Raw genomic sequence first — 17,504 nt, 5'->3', positions numbered from 1 at the left:
CAGTAAATGTATTAAGGTATAAAAACTTCTAACTTTTCAGGGTGCAAAGGTACGAATATTAATCGTAATTGCAAGTATCTTGATGTGTTTTTTTATTTTATGAGCCAAAACATACCTCGCTTTACCTTTTTATTTGTCTATTTATTACACCAATTACACTCTCCCACTACTTTTGTCATTTCTCATTTGTCACTCGTCATTTCTTCCTTTTTCCGTCATACTCCCTCCTAGTGCCTACGGCCTAAGGTTTATAACCTATTTCTCTTTCTTTCGCCTCGAAACCCTGTTTTTAACATTTTTAGCGTTGTTGTATTACAGTATGAATCAACTACTTATATACCCTTTCTATACCAATCTTCCAAGATTCGTATAAGCTTCCTATAAGCTCTCTATAAGCTAACCACACCCTCCTAATACCCTTTTTCCTTCAAAATCCCTCTCAGTCCACTTCTGATATTTTTCGTTTTCCTCCGAAGTCTAAACTCCTTCTCTAAGTCTCTCCGAAATTCTCCAACTAATTCCCACATTTTCTAATTTTCACATTTTCTAATTTCCTCATTTTCTAATTAATAACCCACTGCTCGCATAGTACACCTCCTTATATCAAACTCAGAAAGTAAGCCCTAAACTAAATTGATGAAAAGTATTCACTTTTTGACTCGTAAATACTCCTATTTCACTGTTAAACCCTACAAAATAGCTTAATGAAGGCGAAAGTTTGTGATGGTATTGCAAACTCACCTCATAACGCTGTCTATCCGAAGCAAGAAAGCGGGCATTGTGCAAAAGCATTGTGCTGAGCTCAGCTTCATTGCGGTCATTGCGCAATAGATAATTCTCGTGTAATACTTTCCGATACCGATACTGCACGCCTGTTACCCCTATACTCTTCTCCCCTAAGGGTGCTACAACACTTATCGTCATTCCAACATTCATATAATCAAAATACTGAAAACTCCTCGCCAAAGTATAATCCTCACGATAAGTTTCATAACTCACATAAGGCATTATACGATACTGCACAGCATTGTCGAACCCAAAAAACGCACCTAACTGATATTGCTCGCATTTAAGGGTATAGTTTTTGTTCTTCGCAATAACCTCCGTCCAATTGTTATTGCGCCCCGAGAGGATAGGCTCTACGCCTTTTTTACTTTGCTGATAATACCCTAATTTAAATCCGTAGTGATAGTGAGCACGACGGAACAATTTGGTAAGTTCTGTATTGAGTACCCTATTGGTTAGGGTTACTGCGACAATCCCATTGTCATCAGTCATATACTTCTCAATCGTCAGTTGATGGTAATCCCCTGTGAGGAAAAAGTCGTCCGCCCTGCTGATAGCCATTCCTCCACCATAACCATAACCTTCGTAAAAAGCCCTCAGTTTATTGCCTTTCAGCAAATGGTTGTAATACCCCAAGCCATTGAGGTGATACACCGTAGCCCTCCCTAATTCGTTAAAGAACCTCAGTTCGTTTGATTGGGTATATTTCACAAAAGTGCTATAAACACCCATCTTCCACTGCATTACCTTCCACATAAAACCCGATTGCAATTGCAATTGCGAAGTAATATCCTTAGGACGCGGGTCTTTATCCCTACTTGCTAATTCAGCTTGGTAATTCAAAGAGATACCCCAATGCAGGCGTTGCCATTGTTTGGCAAAACCACCCGTAAAGGCGTATTGTTCGCTGTGCAAATCTCCCCCTATGGCATCAGCAGTGAAGTAAGGATACAGCAACTCACCATCTAACGACTCGTTCCAGCGAATGTGCTTTAGGGTTCGATTTATATACGACGCATCACCCCAAAGCGTACGCGTGCTGTCATAAGGAAAATAAGAGCTCGCTTTTACTGAGAAAGCAGTATGACCTTCAGGATACTGCTGGGCATACGCCTGCTTATCGCTTCCCTCGTAAGTTGTTTGCACCGACGAAAAGCGATATTTTCCCCAATCTGTCATTGTTGCCGGATTCTGAAAGTAAGCTCTATAAATGCGTTGAATACTTTGTTGCTCTTTCAGTTTCAGCAGAAGGGTATCGATGGTATCTTGCCCCCAAGCAATCATCTCGCAGAGAAAAAATAAAAATAATATGTTGAGTGGACGATGTGTCAATTCTAATTCATTGATTTGTCAATAAAAAACGCTATAAACTTTGCCAAAATTTAACTTTGGCAAAGTTAAATCTGCAAAAGCAATATTTCACTCTTCACTTTTCACTTTTTAAGTGTAGGTGTAGTGAGGATTTCGAAATCTTCAGTAGAGTTGTTAGTATCTTTAAAGATAGGCTTACCATTGTTTTCAGAAAGAACCTTACGGCGTACAGATTTGCCATAACGAGTTTTGTCTTCCTCATCTTTAGTCACATAAGTATAGCCTGAATCCAAAGAAGTATCGGTCACCAACCATTCGAAACCTTTTTCAGTACTTAGATTTACGGCATCTACTATCCACTCATTAGGAATTTTCAACGTACTTCCTGTCTTTTTAACTATTTTGCCTTTAACATTAACTTCATATTCATAGTCATATCTAAGAGTAGAAGTAGCAGTACCTTCTGGAAAACGGGCTATCACATAGCTTCTATTACCTCGATTATTGAATATGAGAATACCATACAAATTGATGTTATTGGTAACAGTAGGGCTATCTATATCTTTTACTCTTGGAGGATAATAATTCTCAAAGTTAGCTTTGCTCAAATCTAAAGAATTAGGATTGTTTTCTTTATGGTTAATTCCTTGTTCAGCAATAACAATAGAAGCACCTGGTTGCACGGGATATTGAGTGCCTGTACCAGGTATTTGCACCATACCTTCTACTGCAAAGGCTTCTTTCATTATATTGGGAGTGTAATCTCTTTTGGTTACCGTTAAAAACTTAGAATCTGCTAATACCAAACCATCGGCGTAAAGCACCTTATCGGTATTGTTATAAAGTTTGATATACTGGTCACCAAAGTATTGTTTTCCTTCAGGAGTTAAAGTGCCAACAAAAAAGATTTCTTCTATAATAAAGTCATTACCTTTAGCTTTGATAGATAAAGGTACTTTAAAAGAGCTATCGCTAAGCACATCTATTTTGCTAACGAAAGCACTGAGTTCACCTGCTACGGTCTTGCCATCAAGGGTATAAGTAGCAGTGGTGGCAATGCGCAGTTCATAGCTCCCCATCAAAAGAGGAAGGGTTAATTCATTTTGAGAAAGATTGGTAAAAATACGTTCTACTTTCTCATTCTTGTTGAGTTCTGTAAGAGTAAGGGTGAGCGTACCATACCGAACATTGGTTACCTTATCAGGATTTTGTAGCTGAAGGGTAAGATTGCGTGTAGTAACAAAGGTGTTGATATTATCATCATCCTTCTTACAAGCGTTTAAGAGCACTAAAGTAAGTGCTAAAGCTAAAAGTTGTTTTAAATGTCTCATAATATGTTAATTTATTAATTTGCTAATTTACTCTTCCCTAAAGAAATGTTCATCTCCATTCCAAAATAGGGGTTGATAAGTCCACGACGGTTGATGTATTGTCTGTTCACACGGTAGTCCTCGTAAAAGTTGAACAGATTGTTTACATATATCGAAAGGGTAAAGTATTTATAGAATTCTTTTGATATTTTTAGATGTATGTTCATTGATAGTGGAGTTCTATCACTGAGACTTATAGTTGTAGGGCGTATGAGCCATTGCAATACGGGGTCACTCGCTTCTGTCGCTGTATATGGGTGACGCACACCATCTTCACTGATGTAGTGAGTGGGCACACGACTAAGAGATGGACTGCTGTTGATAACATACCAAGTGAGGTCGCAACGTACAGAGGTGATGAGATGCAGTTCAGGAAGGTAAGTGTCGGCTACGAGACTGGTTTGTAACTGTTCACAGTCGTACTTCTCGATTTCAGGATATACTCCCAGATTGTAATATTTGCGGTTGTTGATGACATCTTTATCGGCAGGACGATATACAGGTAATGAATTGTAATACAAGCTGTGAAACCACGCACCACTAAGGGTAAAGCGAGTGTTGAGCAATTGTAGGCGCTTGCTACTGTACTGAAATTCCACCCCTTGTTTATCAATAGCTGAACCATTGCTTTCGATGCTGGAGAGCATCAACGCATTTTGCACCGTGTAGGGCAGGTTTTCCACCAAAGGAGGGGCAGTAATCGCATTGTGATTGAGCCCTGTAGCATCGTATTTTTTATAGAATACCTTGTGATAATCGCTCATCTTTCGAAAACCCGATTGCATACGCTCGTCGAAATAGGTGATAAACAGCGAATGGTGGTCGTATTCCAAGCCAAGGCGCACTTCGGCTTTGCTGTTCACCGCGGGCATAATGCTGTAGTTCACTTGCGGGAAAATATACGTTTTATAGTGCAATTGGCGGTATGCCCTTTGGTTGTGATAGTAATTTAGCTGAACAAAATCTTCGTATTTTTCTTGAGGGTAGAGCATCTCTTGAGTAGGGAGTTTGCTGTGTTTTCCCCAACCACCTGTAAGACTGATACTGAGAGCTTTTTGGTTAGCAAACTCAATTTTAGGGAAAGTAACTTTCATATTCACACGTGAGTCGAAACACACCTTGTTATGCAATGCGTAGCGTGAATCGAGTCCTAAAAGGGTGTTGGCACGCAAACCAGCACGCAAGAAGAAATCGGTATGCCAAAAGGTTTTTTCTAACTGTTCTTCAACATAAAAAGACATATCCTGCATCGCGGGAATACTCTTAAAAGCACGCGGACGTGTAGTCATTTCGGGTGAAGGTGGGTGCGCCAAATCGTATACCTGACCCAGACCGTTGTTTTTGTTGTAGTTGTAAGTAAGCCCTATAAGAAACTCGTTAAGGAATCCTGCAAAACGTTTATAACCTCCTGTTGCAAAGTCGGTATAAAGGTGTAGCGGTTTGCCATCTATGAGCAAGTGCGACACATAGTTAGGGTCGGAAAATGCGCCATAAAATTCACCAGCTTCTGTGTTTGTGAAAACGGGGCGCGCATTGGTGATTTGCACCCATTTGTCTTGTTCAATACGGTCGAAACTCTGCGAGTAACTAGTTTTGAGTACCAATGTTTTGAAGAATGTTTTGTGGAGTTCCCAACTCAGCCCATTGGCGATACGGATATTGTTGTAAGTAGATTGATAAGCATCATAGCAATCAAAACCTATATCGGGGTCGTGTTTTTCCTTGTCGATAGTACCCGTATAGTCAATGCTGAAATTCCACGTAAGCGGATTTTCGGTATTAAAGTGTTTTTCGGCACGAGCCGAAGCAGTGTAACGTTTGTAGTTTTCAAAGCTGTTACGCGGGTCGGGTTGGGAATCTAAATAATCTAAACTGAAGTTGAGTTTGAGACGATTTTCAGTAAGTTCAAAGCCTTTGCCTATATAGAAAAGTTTGCTAAAACCATCGGCTTTGGCGCGCGCCCTAAGGGGAGTATAGCCTTTTTTGCGGTGAATTGTTACTACTCCACTGCTGATGTCACCAAATTTCACCGATGGAATACCGCGTATAATCTCCACTGTTTCAATATCATCGGTAGCGATGGTGCGCATATCTACTCCTGAGCGGGTAGTGTTGCGCTTCTCATCGGCGTAATTCGATTGAGGGGTGATAACCATTCCGGTACCTACCGTAGATTGCATATTGTTATTCACATCTAAGGGTACACCATCAATATTGAAGCCTACTCCCAAGGAGGAAATACTATAGCCGTCCATAGGCGTTCCTGTTTGCCTGAGAGTGAGCGTATTGGCATAATTCAATGAGGGAGTCGTAACTTGCCGACCAGGGAGCAAACTCACTAAATCGGCAAAGCTTGAAGGCTGGAGATGTTGCATAGCTTTGCGGTCGATAAGCGAAGTAGAGGTAGGAGCAGGAAGTTCTTTGGCAGTTACTACCACTTCTTCTAACTGAATAGGCTGTGTAGTATCAGAAATAGTAGTAGGAGAAACAGTGGTGAGAGTTGCAGTTTGAGCGTAAAGAGCCGAGCAAAAAATAGGAAAAGCAATGAGTGCCAAAGAGATGAACCTTTGGTATCCTAATGATTGTGTATATTTCTTTTTACTTTTCATTCTTCACTAAATAGGACTGCAAAGGTAGTACTTTTTTTGAATTATATAAAACAAATCTAAATAATATTAATATTAAACTTATAAAAATGCTTAATTTAACATCTGTTAAATATAACAGAATACTATTTTTTCAATCGCTTTTGCATCACTATATTACCTCTTGTCGAATTCATTTAACCTTTGCATCTCTTACTATCCACTTCCTTCCATTTCTTTCAAAGTCTTCCCGAAACCTCCAATAAGTCACTTTTGCATTTATTAAATTCCAAATTTCCTAACTCTCAAATTGACTAATTCTCTAATTTATCCTTCTTTTTCTTTCGCCTCGAAACCTCATTTTTAACATTTTTAGTGCTGTTGTATGATATTATGAATCAACTACTTATATACCCTTTCTATACCAATCGTCCAAGATTCGTATAAGCTTCCTATAAGCTTCCTATAAGCTAAGCATACCCATTTTACCTCTTATCTTTTATCTTTTACCTGAATCACCTCTTCCGTTCCTCTTCGTTATCTTTCTGCTTCTTCATCTCTTTTCTAAGACAATCCTAGAACTCCGATTATATCTTTTTGTATAACAAAAAAATAAAAATATTTCAGTTTTTCTTTGGTAGTTAGAAAAATATTCTTACCTTTGCCCCGATTAATAGAATAGTACTGTATGAAACTGTATGCTTTTCAAATAATGATGATGTGTTGTACCTTCCCTGTGAGCGGTGCAAGGCTCGTTATTTCTTGAAAGTATCAGTATATATATTTTAGTAAACGAAATAACAACACCCCACTGCTCATAATAGGTAGTGGGGCTATTTTTTTTTATAATAATGACAAAAGTAAATTGCACCGAGAGTTTCATTATCGAACTCTATCAAGAAAGTAAAAATATCAAACATCACGTAAGCAAACAGCGTATTAACGCCTTTGTAGAAGAACTCTTTCAGTTCTTATTTCTCATAGATGAGCGTACTTGTCTCTCTAAAGCGAATATAGAAGCACGTTATGAGGAATTGCGTTATGATTTTATCAGTATTGTAGATGATTTTCTGCAAAACGAACCACAAAAAGAGCAACTGACTGATTATTACGATTGTATTTTGCCCACTATTTATGCTCAATTAAAACAAGATGCTCAGTATTTTATCGATAGTGACCCAGCAGCTACCTCTCTCAGAGAAGTACAAGTTACCTATCCTGGTTTCTTTGCTATTATGGTATATCGTATCGCTCACGAACTATGGACGCGCGAAGTACCACTCTTGCCCCGTATACTTACTGAATACGCCCATAGCAAAACAGGTATCGACATTCACCCAGGAGCAACCATTGGCGTCCCTTTTATGATAGACCACGGTACGGCTATTGTTATTGGTGAAACTACGGTTATAGGTAACCACGTAAAAGTATACCAAGGGGTTACCTTAGGGGCACTCTCAGTATCGGTAGATAAGGCTCATACCAAGCGTCATCCTACTATTCAAGACAATGTGGTAATTTACTCAGGTGCCACAATCTTAGGAGGTGAAACCGTAATAGGTCACGATAGCGTTATTGGCGGGAACGTATGGCTTACTCATAGTATAGAACCTTTTACCAAAGTTTTCCACAAGAGTCAAATTATAGTAAAAGACAACGAAGTGTATGAAGAACCTATTAATTTTGTAATTTAGTCTTTAAACATTAGTTCCTAATACCAATTCACTAATCATTAACCACTAACTATTAACAAATACGTAACTAATAAATAATTATATAATGTTGTACAAAAATGTTTTAGAACTTATCGGGCGTACTCCCGAAGTGAAAATTAATCGATTGTTTGGTAAAGATGCCAACGTATTTATCAAGTTAGAACGCTTGAACCCAGGCGGTAGTATTAAAGACCGTATCGCGCTCGCAATGATTGAAGATGCTGAAAACAAAGGTATCCTTAATAAAAATACTGTGATTGTAGAGCCTACCTCAGGTAATACAGGGGTTGGACTTGCCTTAGTAGCTGCCGTAAAAGGTTATAAGCTCATTGTGGTAATGCCCGAATCTATGAGTATAGAGCGCCGTAAACTGGTATCGGCTTATGGGGCTGAGGTTGTATTAACGCCAAAAGAAAAAGGAACAGGAGGTGCCATTGCCAAAGCTTTCGAAATAGCCGAAGGTAAACCTAACTATTGGGTGCCTCAACAGTTCGAGAACCCTGCTAACCCTGAGGTACACGAGCGCACTACTGCTCAAGAAATCTTGCAATCCTTCCCCGATGGCTTTGATTATTTTATAACAGGAGTCGGTACTGGTGGACATATTTCTGGGGTATCCAAAGTGCTTAAACAACACTTCCCTCATCTTAAAACCATAGCCGTAGAACCTGAACTATCACCCGTACTCAGTGGAGGGGCAGCTGGTCCTCACCCTCTACAAGGGATAGGCGCTGGTTTTGTGCCAAAGAACTATGATGCGAAGCTTGTAGATGATATTCTATTAATAAGTAAAGATGAGGCTTTTGAATATGCCCGCAAGTTAGCGAAAGAAGAAGGTATTTTAGCTGGTATTTCTACGGGAGCTTCTTTGGCAGCCGTAGCCAAAGTACTCAAAAAAGACCCTAAAGCACGTGTCCTTACTGTAAACTATGATACAGGCGAACGTTATTGGTCAGTAGAAGGACTCTTCTAATATATAGAAAAAAGAGGCTACCCGATTAGGGTAGCCTCTTTTAGTTTTATAATGTTTCTTTTAGCCATTTGAAGAATGTTCTCTGCCATAAGAGTCCATTCTGAGGTTGTAATACCCAGTGGTTCTCATCAGGAAAATAAAGTAACTCACTTTTGATGCCTCTCAGTTGAGCTGCTGTAAAGGCTTGGAATCCCTGTTCTTCGGGTACTCGGTAGTCCTTCCCTCCGTGAATGATGAGAATAGGGGTGTCCCATTCTGTAATCTTCTCTATAGGATTGAACTCTTTATACGATTTTTGCGCTACAGCGTTCTTTTTATCCCAATAAGCACCTCCTATTTCGTTATTGTTGAAGAAGAGCTCTTCGGTAGTGCCATACATACTTTGTAAGTTGAATACTCCGCAATGGGCAATAAACGTCTTGAAACGTTTTTGGTGAATACCTGCTAAGTAGTAGATTGAATATCCTCCGTAGCTGGCACCTATAGCTCCCAATCGTTCTTTGTCTACATAAGGTTCCTTAGCAATATCATCAATAGCCGATAGGTAATCGCGCATCGGCTGTCCGCCCCAATCTCCGCTAATTTCCGCATTCCATTTTACTCCAAAACCTGGTAATCCTCTGCGGTTGGGAGCTATCACTATATAACCTTGTGAAGCCATTACTTGGAAGTTCCAACGGAAACTGTAAAACTGGCTCACAACAGATTGTGGTCCTCCTTGGCAGTAGAGTAGGGTAGGGTACTTCTTGTTAGGGTCAAAGTTGGGTGGGTAAATTACCCAAGCGTGCATTCTCTTGCCGTCAGTAGTTTTGATGATACGCTCCTTGATAGGACATTCAGCAATCCCTTTGTATAGCTCATCGTTAAAATGTGAAAGCTGTGATAGTGTTATGCGTCCTTTTTTCTCTTTTAAGTTGATAGTATACAGTTCAGCTGCGTGGTTCATATCCGTGCGCATCACCACCAATTGGTCACCTGCTTGTCCTACTATACTATTCACATCAAAAACGCCTTGTGTGAGTTGTCTTGGGGTGGTATCTTTACTAAAAGGAGATACTACAAACACTTGCTCTGTTCCTTGGGTAGCCGCAATTAGGTATATTTGCTTCCCATCATTGCTCCATCGGTAACTGAAAACAGTATTATCCCAGTTAGCTGTAAGGTTAATACGCTTGCCGTCCTTCAATATATAAAGGTCGTTTTTATCAGCTTCATTACCATCGTGTGCCATACTGAGCCACGCAAGTACGCCCTCTTTGCTATACTGAGGGTTGGTGTCATACCCCATCATTCCTTCGGTGAGGTTTGTTGTTTTTTTCGAGATGAGGTCGTACTCATAGATATCAGTATTAGTGCTCAGTACATAATCAGTGCCTACTTTGGCTTTGGTAACATAAAGTACCTTTTTACCGTCTAGACTCCATATATAATCCTCATCACCTCCAAAAGGTAACTGCGGACAGTAATAGGGCAGTCCTTCCATTATATCGGTTTGCTTACCATTACTATCTTCTATCATCACGTGATTGTAACTACCTTCATTCCACGTGTCCCAATGGCGGTGGTCTAAGCTACTGTATAGCTTCCCCGATGATTTTTCTAAGTCAGTATAGAAGTCTTTCCCTAAAACCGACTTTAATTTTACTTCCTTATGAGTCAATTTTAGGCTTTTATCGGTATTGTATTTAGCAGTGAGCTTTTCTACCTCTTCTTTGCTTATAGGAATGGGTACACCTCCTTTTACGGCAAGTTTATAGTATTCTTTGTTAAAAGTATTTTCCTTTATATTTGGAGTACTCACACTCACCAATACATATTGCTGGTCGGGGGTAATACCTATACCATTCACACGATGTAGTTCCCATAGTTTTTCGGGGGTGAGAGGTTGTTGTGCTTGTATGCTATTAAATGCCATAACCGAAGCTAAAATAATAAGATGTTTTTTCATTCCTTAACAAATAAGGCAACAAGCCTTCCTAATAATTTTACAATAAATTGGTAACTCTCTACCAAAAAAGCTCTGATTTCTTTTAATACAAAAGCAATCCCTGATTTGATAACAGGTTTTATGCGGTTGTAAATAAACGATAACCATACGCACACGGCTATAAAGGCAGGCGCTCCCAATACCACTTGATAAGGTTTCAACTGCCCTCCGAAGTGCTGTATAAGCCCGTGTGAGGTAATACTACCATATATGATAAAGCAGTGTATAACGTAAATCGATAGGGTGTTTTGCCCAATAGTTTTAATCAGTTGTGAAGTAATCACATTGCGCATTAGGGCAAAGAAACCAAACACGAGTAACACATTCCCCAAACGTAAATAAGCAAAATCCTGCATTAGTCGCTCAAAAAATGGCGAATGGTTAATATAGAACAGTTGTTCTATCATAAAGTGAAAACCCCACAACAAGAATGCTCCTACGCTTAGAAATAGCAGAATAGCATTGCGGTATAGGTGAGGGTGATTTTTATATCGCTGAAATAGATATCCCATAAACCCTCCAAACGACACATAGCCAAACCAAGGAAAAATAGGAAAGAAACTACCGTGTGCACGAGTTAGGTAATTAGCAATCGGCAAGGGTAGTGAATCAAAGCGCAAATCCTTGTAAAAAGGCTCAAAAGTGAACGCCAGTAGGGTAGCGGTGAGCAATATCGTAGGCATTACCCACGACTTGTGGTTATATGAAAGTAAGTAAGTAGCGATGAGCAACAAGAGTGAAAGCCCAATACAGTGCAGTACATCTACACTTTGGAAACTCATACGCAAGAAGTAAGCAATACCGATGAGCATCAGTCCACGCCTAATACCTTTCTTCACGCGAGGGTTATTCCAGCCTATTTTGGTTGCATCACTTTCTTTTACCAATAAAAAAGTGAAGATAAACCCCGAAACAGTGAAGAACACAGGAGCGGTAATACCAGTACAGTAGTGCCATAGCCAGTATATAAAGTTATTTTCGTCGCGGTAGCGGTCAGCAAGTAGTCCATTTATAAAGTGCCCTTGTAGCATCATACAGATAGCAAAGGCGCGAATCACATCTATGAAGTCAAGTCTGAATTTCTTTATTTTTTCCATAATCTTAATATCATAAAGAGAGTGCAAAGGTACAAAATAAATAACAATTAGCAAGTAATAGTTAAGAACTAACTAAGGAAAACGTACGAAATTCAATAAGTAAAGAAGTGAGGCTTACGTCATTATGAATTAAACAAAAATTGAGGTTTTTCCTTGTGTGAAAGGTTTTAGCAAAGTATTTTAGGTAGCTTACTACCGATTTTTTTAAAATTTTGAAACTAATTTATTTCAATTTCTGTTTCTTCTTTTTAAAACGAAATTTTATGTGTTTGGCTTAATAATATCAAAAAGCAACGAGCAATGTTAGCTCTTTTATAATAAAAGAACTTTGCCAAAGTTTCAATAGCTTGTTGTGCTACAACCTTTGGCAAAGTTTTATTACTGATAATCAGTTGTTTTTATCTATTGAGAGGGAGCAACCATTAAAGAGGCATTGGGCGTTCTTTCTTCTTCACAGCTCCTACTATAGCCGAGATAATAACCCCTCCAATGGCAGAGCCCAATATCGATGAAAAGAATGTCCATACCACAGAAGGCTTGCTTTGAAGTGTTTTTTCGCGAAGCTCTTCCATTTGCTCTTCACTGAAATTAGAGGTAAAGGCACTCATTTTTTCCATTGTAACCTCTACTACTTTTTCATAATAGTTAGGGTCAATAACAGTAGTGTAGATTACACTGTAAATAGCAGCGATTACCCCTCCCACGAGAGCGGTTACTACCCCCACTTTAATAGCTTCACCTACAGTTAAGAAACCGTCGTTAGCCGTTTTGTACTGGTGAACAGCCATCACGATAAAAACTACACAGATAGCTAAATTCAATAGCCAAGTGATAGCACCTATCAAAAAACTTCCAGTGTACAAAAGGTTAGTTACGTACAGCAATACGCTTAAAACTACACAAGCAACCCCTAATAAAATACCGTTTCTAAGTGCAATACTTAGGAAATTTACATTTTTTGTTTCCATAAACATTGAATATTTAAGTTAATGCCACAAAAGTAGAAAAAATATTAATACGTGCAATGAAAAATTTTAATTTTTCTTCTTTTTTTCTCACCCTGGAAATCCCCTTGTATAAATCATTTCTTATAAACACCAGTTCTACAACAAATTATCTTCTGCTCTCAATGTTATCTTCGTTTTAGTATTATGAACTTTGCCAAGATTTAACTTTGGCAAAGTAGGAGTCCTCCAATAACCTTCTTTTTATCTCTGTTTTAACGTTAACTTACCTTCATCTTTCCTTCGTTGATTGTTCGTCTTTTCTTCGTTCTTTGTTCGTCTTTTGTTTGTCTTTTCTTCGTTCTTTGTTCGTCTTTTGTTCGTCTTTTGTTCGTTCATTCTTTATCTGCCCGTGCGGCTCGCACCGTCTTTTGTTCGTCTCACTTTTCCGTTACTACACTCCCTCTCCTTGGGAGTAGTCTCCGAAAAGGAGAGTATGTGATTGGGGAGAGGATATTTTGTTCCTCTTTTCTCTATCTGCCCGTGCAACTCGCACCGTCTTTTATTCATTGTAGACCTACTGTAGAGCCACTGTAGAGCCACTGTAGAGCCACTGTAGAGCCATTGTAGAGCCACTGTAGAGCCACTGTAGAGCCACTGAAAAGTCTCTCATTGTTCAATTATCCTATAAGCTTTATATAATCCTCTCCCAATTTCACCATTAACCATTAATCATTAACCATTAACCATTAATCATTAATCATTAACCATTAACCATTCATCATTAACCATTCATCATTAACCATTAATCATTAATCATTAATCATTAACCATTTTTTTGTCTTTTACTTCTTAAAAACATAGATTTTTCTTATTATAGTTGTACATTAAAAAAAAAGTCGTACTTTTGTCGGTTAATAAATGTCTTTTTTACGCACTAAAATACTCAAAATGAAGTCAAACAAAGTAACTCTTAAAGTTATTGTGAGCTATGTATTGCTCATCTGCGTGTCTATTGTAGCAGGATATGTAGTCTATAAAGAAATACAAAAACTCTCACACCAAGAAGAAATTAACCAGCAAGACAGAAATAAAATTATCCAAATTAGCAAGATACTCACCCTGATGAACGATACCGAAAGCGCAGGAAGGGTTGCTATACGTACCGATGATAGAGAAGCACTTCAAGTTTTCTTAGAAAAAAATGTTACTTTACAGAATGAGGTACTAAAATTTCGTCGTGATATTACTTCCGAAAGACAGCTCTTAACCCTCGATACTATTACTTCTTTGCTAAATCTTAAAAGTGAAAACTTGCAGGAGTTAAAAGCTTTTCAAGAAAGCGATAGTACTTCTATCATTATTCGCAGTGCCATCAGTAAGCTCTCAAGTTTGGAACCTTATTTAGGTTATGAAGTATATAACAAAACCTATTCCCGACGTAAAAATAGAGAATATACCCCTGTTCCCGCTACTGATATTGCTTCTATCTTAAAGAAATATAAGAACATCAAGATTCCAAAGACGTTCAAAAATACCAAATTCGATAAGGTAGTAATGGAAACGCTTACCTTGCTCAATAAGGTAAATGAAGATACGCAAGAATCTAAAAGCCAAATTAATGAGCGAATGCAAAGCCTTTGGCAAAACGATGTGCGTTTATCTCAAAAACTTGACGACCTACTACATAATTTTGAAGAAGAGGTATTGGCTAATTCACAAAAACTAAGTCAAGAGCGTCGAGCTATTTTTGAGAATAGTAAAAACCTATTGATGTTAGCTTTTTTGGTAGCTTTGGGCATTATTGCCATTTCTTCTATTGTGATTATCAATGATTTTGTTACCTCTCAACGTTATCGTCGTAAACTCGAAACCGCTAACCGGAAATCGTATAACCTACTGAAAAACCGTGAGCAACTCATTTCTATGGTAAGCCACGATTTGCGTACTCCATTGAGTTCTATTGTGGGATATTCCGAATTGCTTAGCAAACAGAAAATCTCCGATAAGGGTAAGAATTATCTTTCACATATCAAGTATTCATCAGAATATATATCTAAATTAGTAGATGAACTATTAGATTATACTCGTATCGAGGCAGGAAAAATATCTGTTGAAAAAGTTCCTTTCAATACCGCCGAAATTATTGATGAGGTAGCCAATAATGTGAAGTCAGCTTATAAAACTAAGGAAATAAACCTTACCTTTACTTTTTCCGAAACGGTAAATAATCTAAACTTTTCAAGTGATGCTTATCGTGTGAAGCAGATATTGTATAACCTCATTTCTAATGCCTTTAAGTTTACCGAACGCGGGAACGTACACATACAAGCCGATGCACGTCCGTTAAGCAACGATGTGTATGAAATAGGTATTGCCGTTACCGATACGGGTATTGGTATAAAGAAAGAACAGCAACAACACATCTTTGATGAGTTTACTCAAGCCAACGATGAGATTTCTAAGCGTTATGGAGGTTCTGGTTTAGGCTTGCATATCTCTCAAAAATTAGCACATTTGCTCAGAGGTAAGATATATTTAGAGAGTAACGAAGGCAAGGGCAGTACCTTTACCTTACGCTTCTTAGCTGAAAAAGTAGTAGAGCGTACCAAAGCACCTCAAATTATAACCTCAAACAAGCCCGCCAATAAGATTACAATTATAGTAATTGATGACGATTTCTCTATACTTAGTCTCATTGAAGAACTGTTAAAGCAGAAAAATATTAACGCTATTACGTTTAACAATGGTAGAGATGCGTTTACTCAAATGACTAACCATAATTTCGACTTGGTAATTACCGATATACAATTGCCCGAAATGAATGGCTTCCACTTTGTAACGCTCTTCAATGAACAGTATAAGAACAACCCGCTTCCTGTATTAGCCATTACAGGCAGACGCGACGTGCCCGAAAGTTTTTATATGAAGAGTGGCTTCTCCGGTATCCTTCCTAAACCCTTTACTCCTGAGCAGTTTTATGAGAAACTAAAAGTCTTTTTCCCTAAGCTCGACGCCAAAGTAGAACAAAAGACAATTATCTTAACCGATAATGTTACCACAGGAGGATATACTCCTGAGGTATTGGAGAACTTTATGGGAGATGATATAGAAGGTATTGTTAATATTTATCAACATTTCTTAGCCGAAACAGATACTAACTTCGAAAACTTAAAAATCTATGTTGATAATAAGGATTACAAAGGTATTAAGGCAATAGCTCATAAAATGACTAGTATGTTCGCACAGATAAATGCCAAGCGTGAATCCGAAATACTTATCTACTTAAATAAGGTAACTAATGAAAGCATTTCAGATTTACATTCTCAAATTCATAAGTTAGAACAGCTGTTTAACAATGAATGCAAACCAGCTATTGAAAGTTATTTAAAGAAAATAATGCAATAAGTTAAATATAATAAGTAATAATATTTTAGAATTAAAACCCACCATACTATGATTAAAGAATCTGAACTTATCTTGAATCCCGATGGTAGTATTTACCACATCAATTTGCGACCTGAACAAGTAGCCGATACCATTATTTTGGTAGGCGACCCTAATCGTGTGCCTCGTGTGAGTGCTTATTTTGACAATATAGAATTTAGCACCCAAAAACGCGAATTCTGCACCCATACAGGTACTTATAAAGGCAAACGCCTTACTGTAATTTCTACGGGTATAGGTCCTGATAATATCGACATTGTGATCAACGAGCTCGATGCCCTTGCCAATATTGATTTGAACACCCGTAAGCCCAAAGAACAGCTCACCTCGCTCAATATAGTGCGTTTCGGTACCTCTGGCTCTCTACAAGCCGATATACCCGTAGATAGTTTTGTGCTATCTTCTCACGGATTGGGTATGGACAATATGTTCCACTCGTATAAAGATAGTCCTAAGGTACGTGAACTCGCTATGGAAGAGGCTTTTATCGCTCATACAGGTTGGAATCCTCTCAAAGGTCGCCCTTATATCATCGCTTGCGGACAGGAACTCAAAAAACGCCTCCTCACCGATAGAGTGTTTGAAGGTATTACAGGAACTGCTCCAGGCTTCTACGGTCCTCAAGGACGCGTATTGCGCTTACCAGTGCAAGACCCTGACCTCAATGATAAACTACACAGTTTTAATCATAATGGGCATCGTATGACGAACCTCGAAATGGAAACCTCAGCTATCTATGGGCTTTCTAAACTCTTAGGACACCAAGCTGTTTCACTCAATGCTATCATTGCCAATCGCCCTACAGGTACTTTCACCAAGGATACTAAAAAAGTAGTAGAAGATTTGATAGTATATGGTTTAGAACAATTGGCAAAATAGTCGCTATATAAAAAGTGAATATGACACCTCTCACAGGTCAAGAACTCCACAATTTAGCGATGAACATTGTAGGTGAAGCCTTACAAAAGGAACTACAATGGGAATTCCTATTGGTAAATAGTGAACTCAAGCGCGACCCTCAGTTTGTGTGTGTAGATAAAAACAACCAAAAGTACTTCATCATTGTGCGGGCTGTGCCTTATGGCGACGACCCTACCGAGTATGATATCGTATTTATGGAAGTGGTGCGCAAACACGCCGAAAAACACAATGCTCGCACTTTCTACGCTGGTGTAGGGCTTAGCAATGTAACAGATGAAACCCTCCCTCTATATAAAGATGAACCTTATAAACTCAACTTTCAAGGGCTTATCGAAATTTGCTAATTGATAAATTATTCGTATTTTTGC

General features: G+C 38.6%; 13 protein-coding genes. 5 read left to right on the top strand and 8 right to left on the bottom strand.

Annotation, left to right across the window (positions count from 1 at the left end; all coding sequences use genetic code 11):
* Positions 1–609: 609 nt before the first annotated feature.
* The 3 genes from ACSQ7D_RS08650 to ACSQ7D_RS08640 all read right to left on the bottom strand — a co-directional run bounded on the left by ACSQ7D_RS08650 (position 610) and on the right by ACSQ7D_RS08640 (position 6,076).
* Entirely contained in the window at positions 610–2,118 is a 1,509-nt protein-coding gene (locus ACSQ7D_RS08650; RefSeq protein WP_255495808.1) for a DUF6850 family outer membrane beta-barrel protein, read from the bottom strand.
* 101 nt (positions 2,119–2,219) lie between these two features.
* Positions 2,220–3,428, bottom strand: a complete 1,209-nt coding sequence (locus tag ACSQ7D_RS08645) for a DUF4876 domain-containing protein (protein ID WP_437135967.1) — start codon at positions 3,426–3,428, stop codon at positions 2,220–2,222.
* A 14-nt stretch (positions 3,429–3,442) separates the two neighbouring features.
* Positions 3,443–6,076 (bottom strand): TonB-dependent receptor plug domain-containing protein, encoded by a 2,634-nt coding sequence (locus ACSQ7D_RS08640; protein WP_437135966.1) that lies wholly within the window; start codon positions 6,074–6,076, stop codon positions 3,443–3,445.
* 827 nt (positions 6,077–6,903) lie between these two features.
* Here ACSQ7D_RS08640 and ACSQ7D_RS08635 point away from each other — a divergent pair.
* On the top strand, positions 6,904–7,746 hold the full coding sequence (locus ACSQ7D_RS08635) for a serine O-acetyltransferase (RefSeq protein ID WP_002671719.1): 843 nt from the start codon (positions 6,904–6,906) through the stop codon (positions 7,744–7,746).
* An 85-nt stretch (positions 7,747–7,831) separates the two neighbouring features.
* On the top strand, positions 7,832–8,740 hold the full coding sequence (gene cysK / locus ACSQ7D_RS08630) for a cysteine synthase A (RefSeq protein WP_437135965.1): 909 nt from the start codon (positions 7,832–7,834) through the stop codon (positions 8,738–8,740).
* A gap of 46 nt (positions 8,741–8,786) precedes the next feature.
* Here the strand turns inward: cysK and ACSQ7D_RS08625 are convergent, their stop codons facing one another.
* From ACSQ7D_RS08625 to ACSQ7D_RS08605, 5 genes are all read right to left on the bottom strand, one after another.
* Positions 8,787–10,688 (bottom strand): S9 family peptidase, encoded by a 1,902-nt coding sequence (locus tag ACSQ7D_RS08625; protein WP_437135964.1) that lies wholly within the window; start codon positions 10,686–10,688, stop codon positions 8,787–8,789.
* On the bottom strand, positions 10,685–11,824 hold the full coding sequence (locus tag ACSQ7D_RS08620) for a heparan-alpha-glucosaminide N-acetyltransferase domain-containing protein (protein WP_437135963.1): 1,140 nt from the start codon (positions 11,822–11,824) through the stop codon (positions 10,685–10,687). Before ACSQ7D_RS08620 ends, ACSQ7D_RS08625 begins: the two co-directional genes overlap by 4 nt.
* A 422-nt stretch (positions 11,825–12,246) precedes the next feature.
* Positions 12,247–12,798 carry a DUF4199 domain-containing protein gene (locus ACSQ7D_RS08615; RefSeq protein ID WP_437135962.1) on the bottom strand — a complete coding sequence of 184 codons (552 nt, stop codon included), beginning with the start codon at positions 12,796–12,798 and terminating at the stop codon, positions 12,247–12,249.
* Positions 12,799–13,032: 234 nt separating this feature from the next.
* Positions 13,033–13,167: a hypothetical protein gene (locus ACSQ7D_RS08610; protein WP_437135961.1), complete on the bottom strand. Its 135-nt coding sequence runs from the start codon at positions 13,165–13,167 to the stop codon at positions 13,033–13,035.
* A gap of 3 nt (positions 13,168–13,170) precedes the next feature.
* Complete coding sequence (locus tag ACSQ7D_RS08605) at positions 13,171–13,404, bottom strand: hypothetical protein (protein WP_437135960.1); 234 nt, start codon at positions 13,402–13,404, stop codon at positions 13,171–13,173.
* Positions 13,405–13,719: 315 nt separating this feature from the next.
* Between ACSQ7D_RS08605 and ACSQ7D_RS08600 the strand changes: the two genes are divergently transcribed.
* The 3 genes from ACSQ7D_RS08600 to ACSQ7D_RS08590 are packed head-to-tail and all read left to right on the top strand — an operon-like array spanning position 13,720 to position 17,480.
* A complete protein-coding gene (locus ACSQ7D_RS08600) occupies positions 13,720–16,176 on the top strand; it encodes an ATP-binding response regulator (RefSeq protein WP_437135959.1) in 2,457 nt (818 codons plus the stop codon).
* Between the two features lie 48 nt (positions 16,177–16,224).
* Positions 16,225–17,094, top strand: a complete 870-nt coding sequence (locus ACSQ7D_RS08595) for a nucleoside phosphorylase (RefSeq protein ID WP_437135958.1) — start codon at positions 16,225–16,227, stop codon at positions 17,092–17,094.
* 20 nt (positions 17,095–17,114) lie between these two features.
* Positions 17,115–17,480 (top strand): hypothetical protein, encoded by a 366-nt coding sequence (locus ACSQ7D_RS08590; RefSeq protein ID WP_009418728.1) that lies wholly within the window; start codon positions 17,115–17,117, stop codon positions 17,478–17,480.
* Positions 17,481–17,504: the final 24 nt, after the last annotated feature.

The sequence above is a fragment of the Capnocytophaga sp. G1920 genome, from assembly GCF_051417515.1.
The sequence above is the reverse complement of the archived record's forward strand: the minus strand, read 5'-3'. Positions and strand labels throughout refer to the sequence as shown.

Bases quoted from the DNA above. Each gene is read 5' to 3' on its own strand.
- ACSQ7D_RS08645 (WP_437135967.1), bottom strand. From the start codon at position 3,428: ATGAGACATTTAAAACAACTTTTAGCTTTAGCACTTACTTTAGTGCTC.
- ACSQ7D_RS08640 (WP_437135966.1), bottom strand. From the start codon at position 6,076: ATGAAAAGTAAAAAGAAATATACACAATCATTAGGATACCAAAGGTTC.
- ACSQ7D_RS08635 (WP_002671719.1), top strand. From the start codon at position 6,904: ATGACAAAAGTAAATTGCACCGAGAGTTTCATTATCGAACTCTATCAA.
- cysK (WP_437135965.1), top strand. From the start codon at position 7,832: ATGTTGTACAAAAATGTTTTAGAACTTATCGGGCGTACTCCCGAAGTG.
- ACSQ7D_RS08625 (WP_437135964.1), bottom strand. From the start codon at position 10,688: ATGAAAAAACATCTTATTATTTTAGCTTCGGTTATGGCATTTAATAGC.
- ACSQ7D_RS08620 (WP_437135963.1), bottom strand. From the start codon at position 11,824: ATGGAAAAAATAAAGAAATTCAGACTTGACTTCATAGATGTGATTCGC.
- ACSQ7D_RS08615 (WP_437135962.1), bottom strand. From the start codon at position 12,798: ATGTTTATGGAAACAAAAAATGTAAATTTCCTAAGTATTGCACTTAGA.
- ACSQ7D_RS08610 (WP_437135961.1), bottom strand. From the start codon at position 13,167: ATGAACGAACAAAAGACGAACAAAAGACGAACAAAGAACGAAGAAAAG.
- ACSQ7D_RS08600 (WP_437135959.1), top strand. From the start codon at position 13,720: ATGAAGTCAAACAAAGTAACTCTTAAAGTTATTGTGAGCTATGTATTG.
- ACSQ7D_RS08595 (WP_437135958.1), top strand. From the start codon at position 16,225: ATGATTAAAGAATCTGAACTTATCTTGAATCCCGATGGTAGTATTTAC.
- ACSQ7D_RS08590 (WP_009418728.1), top strand. From the start codon at position 17,115: ATGACACCTCTCACAGGTCAAGAACTCCACAATTTAGCGATGAACATT.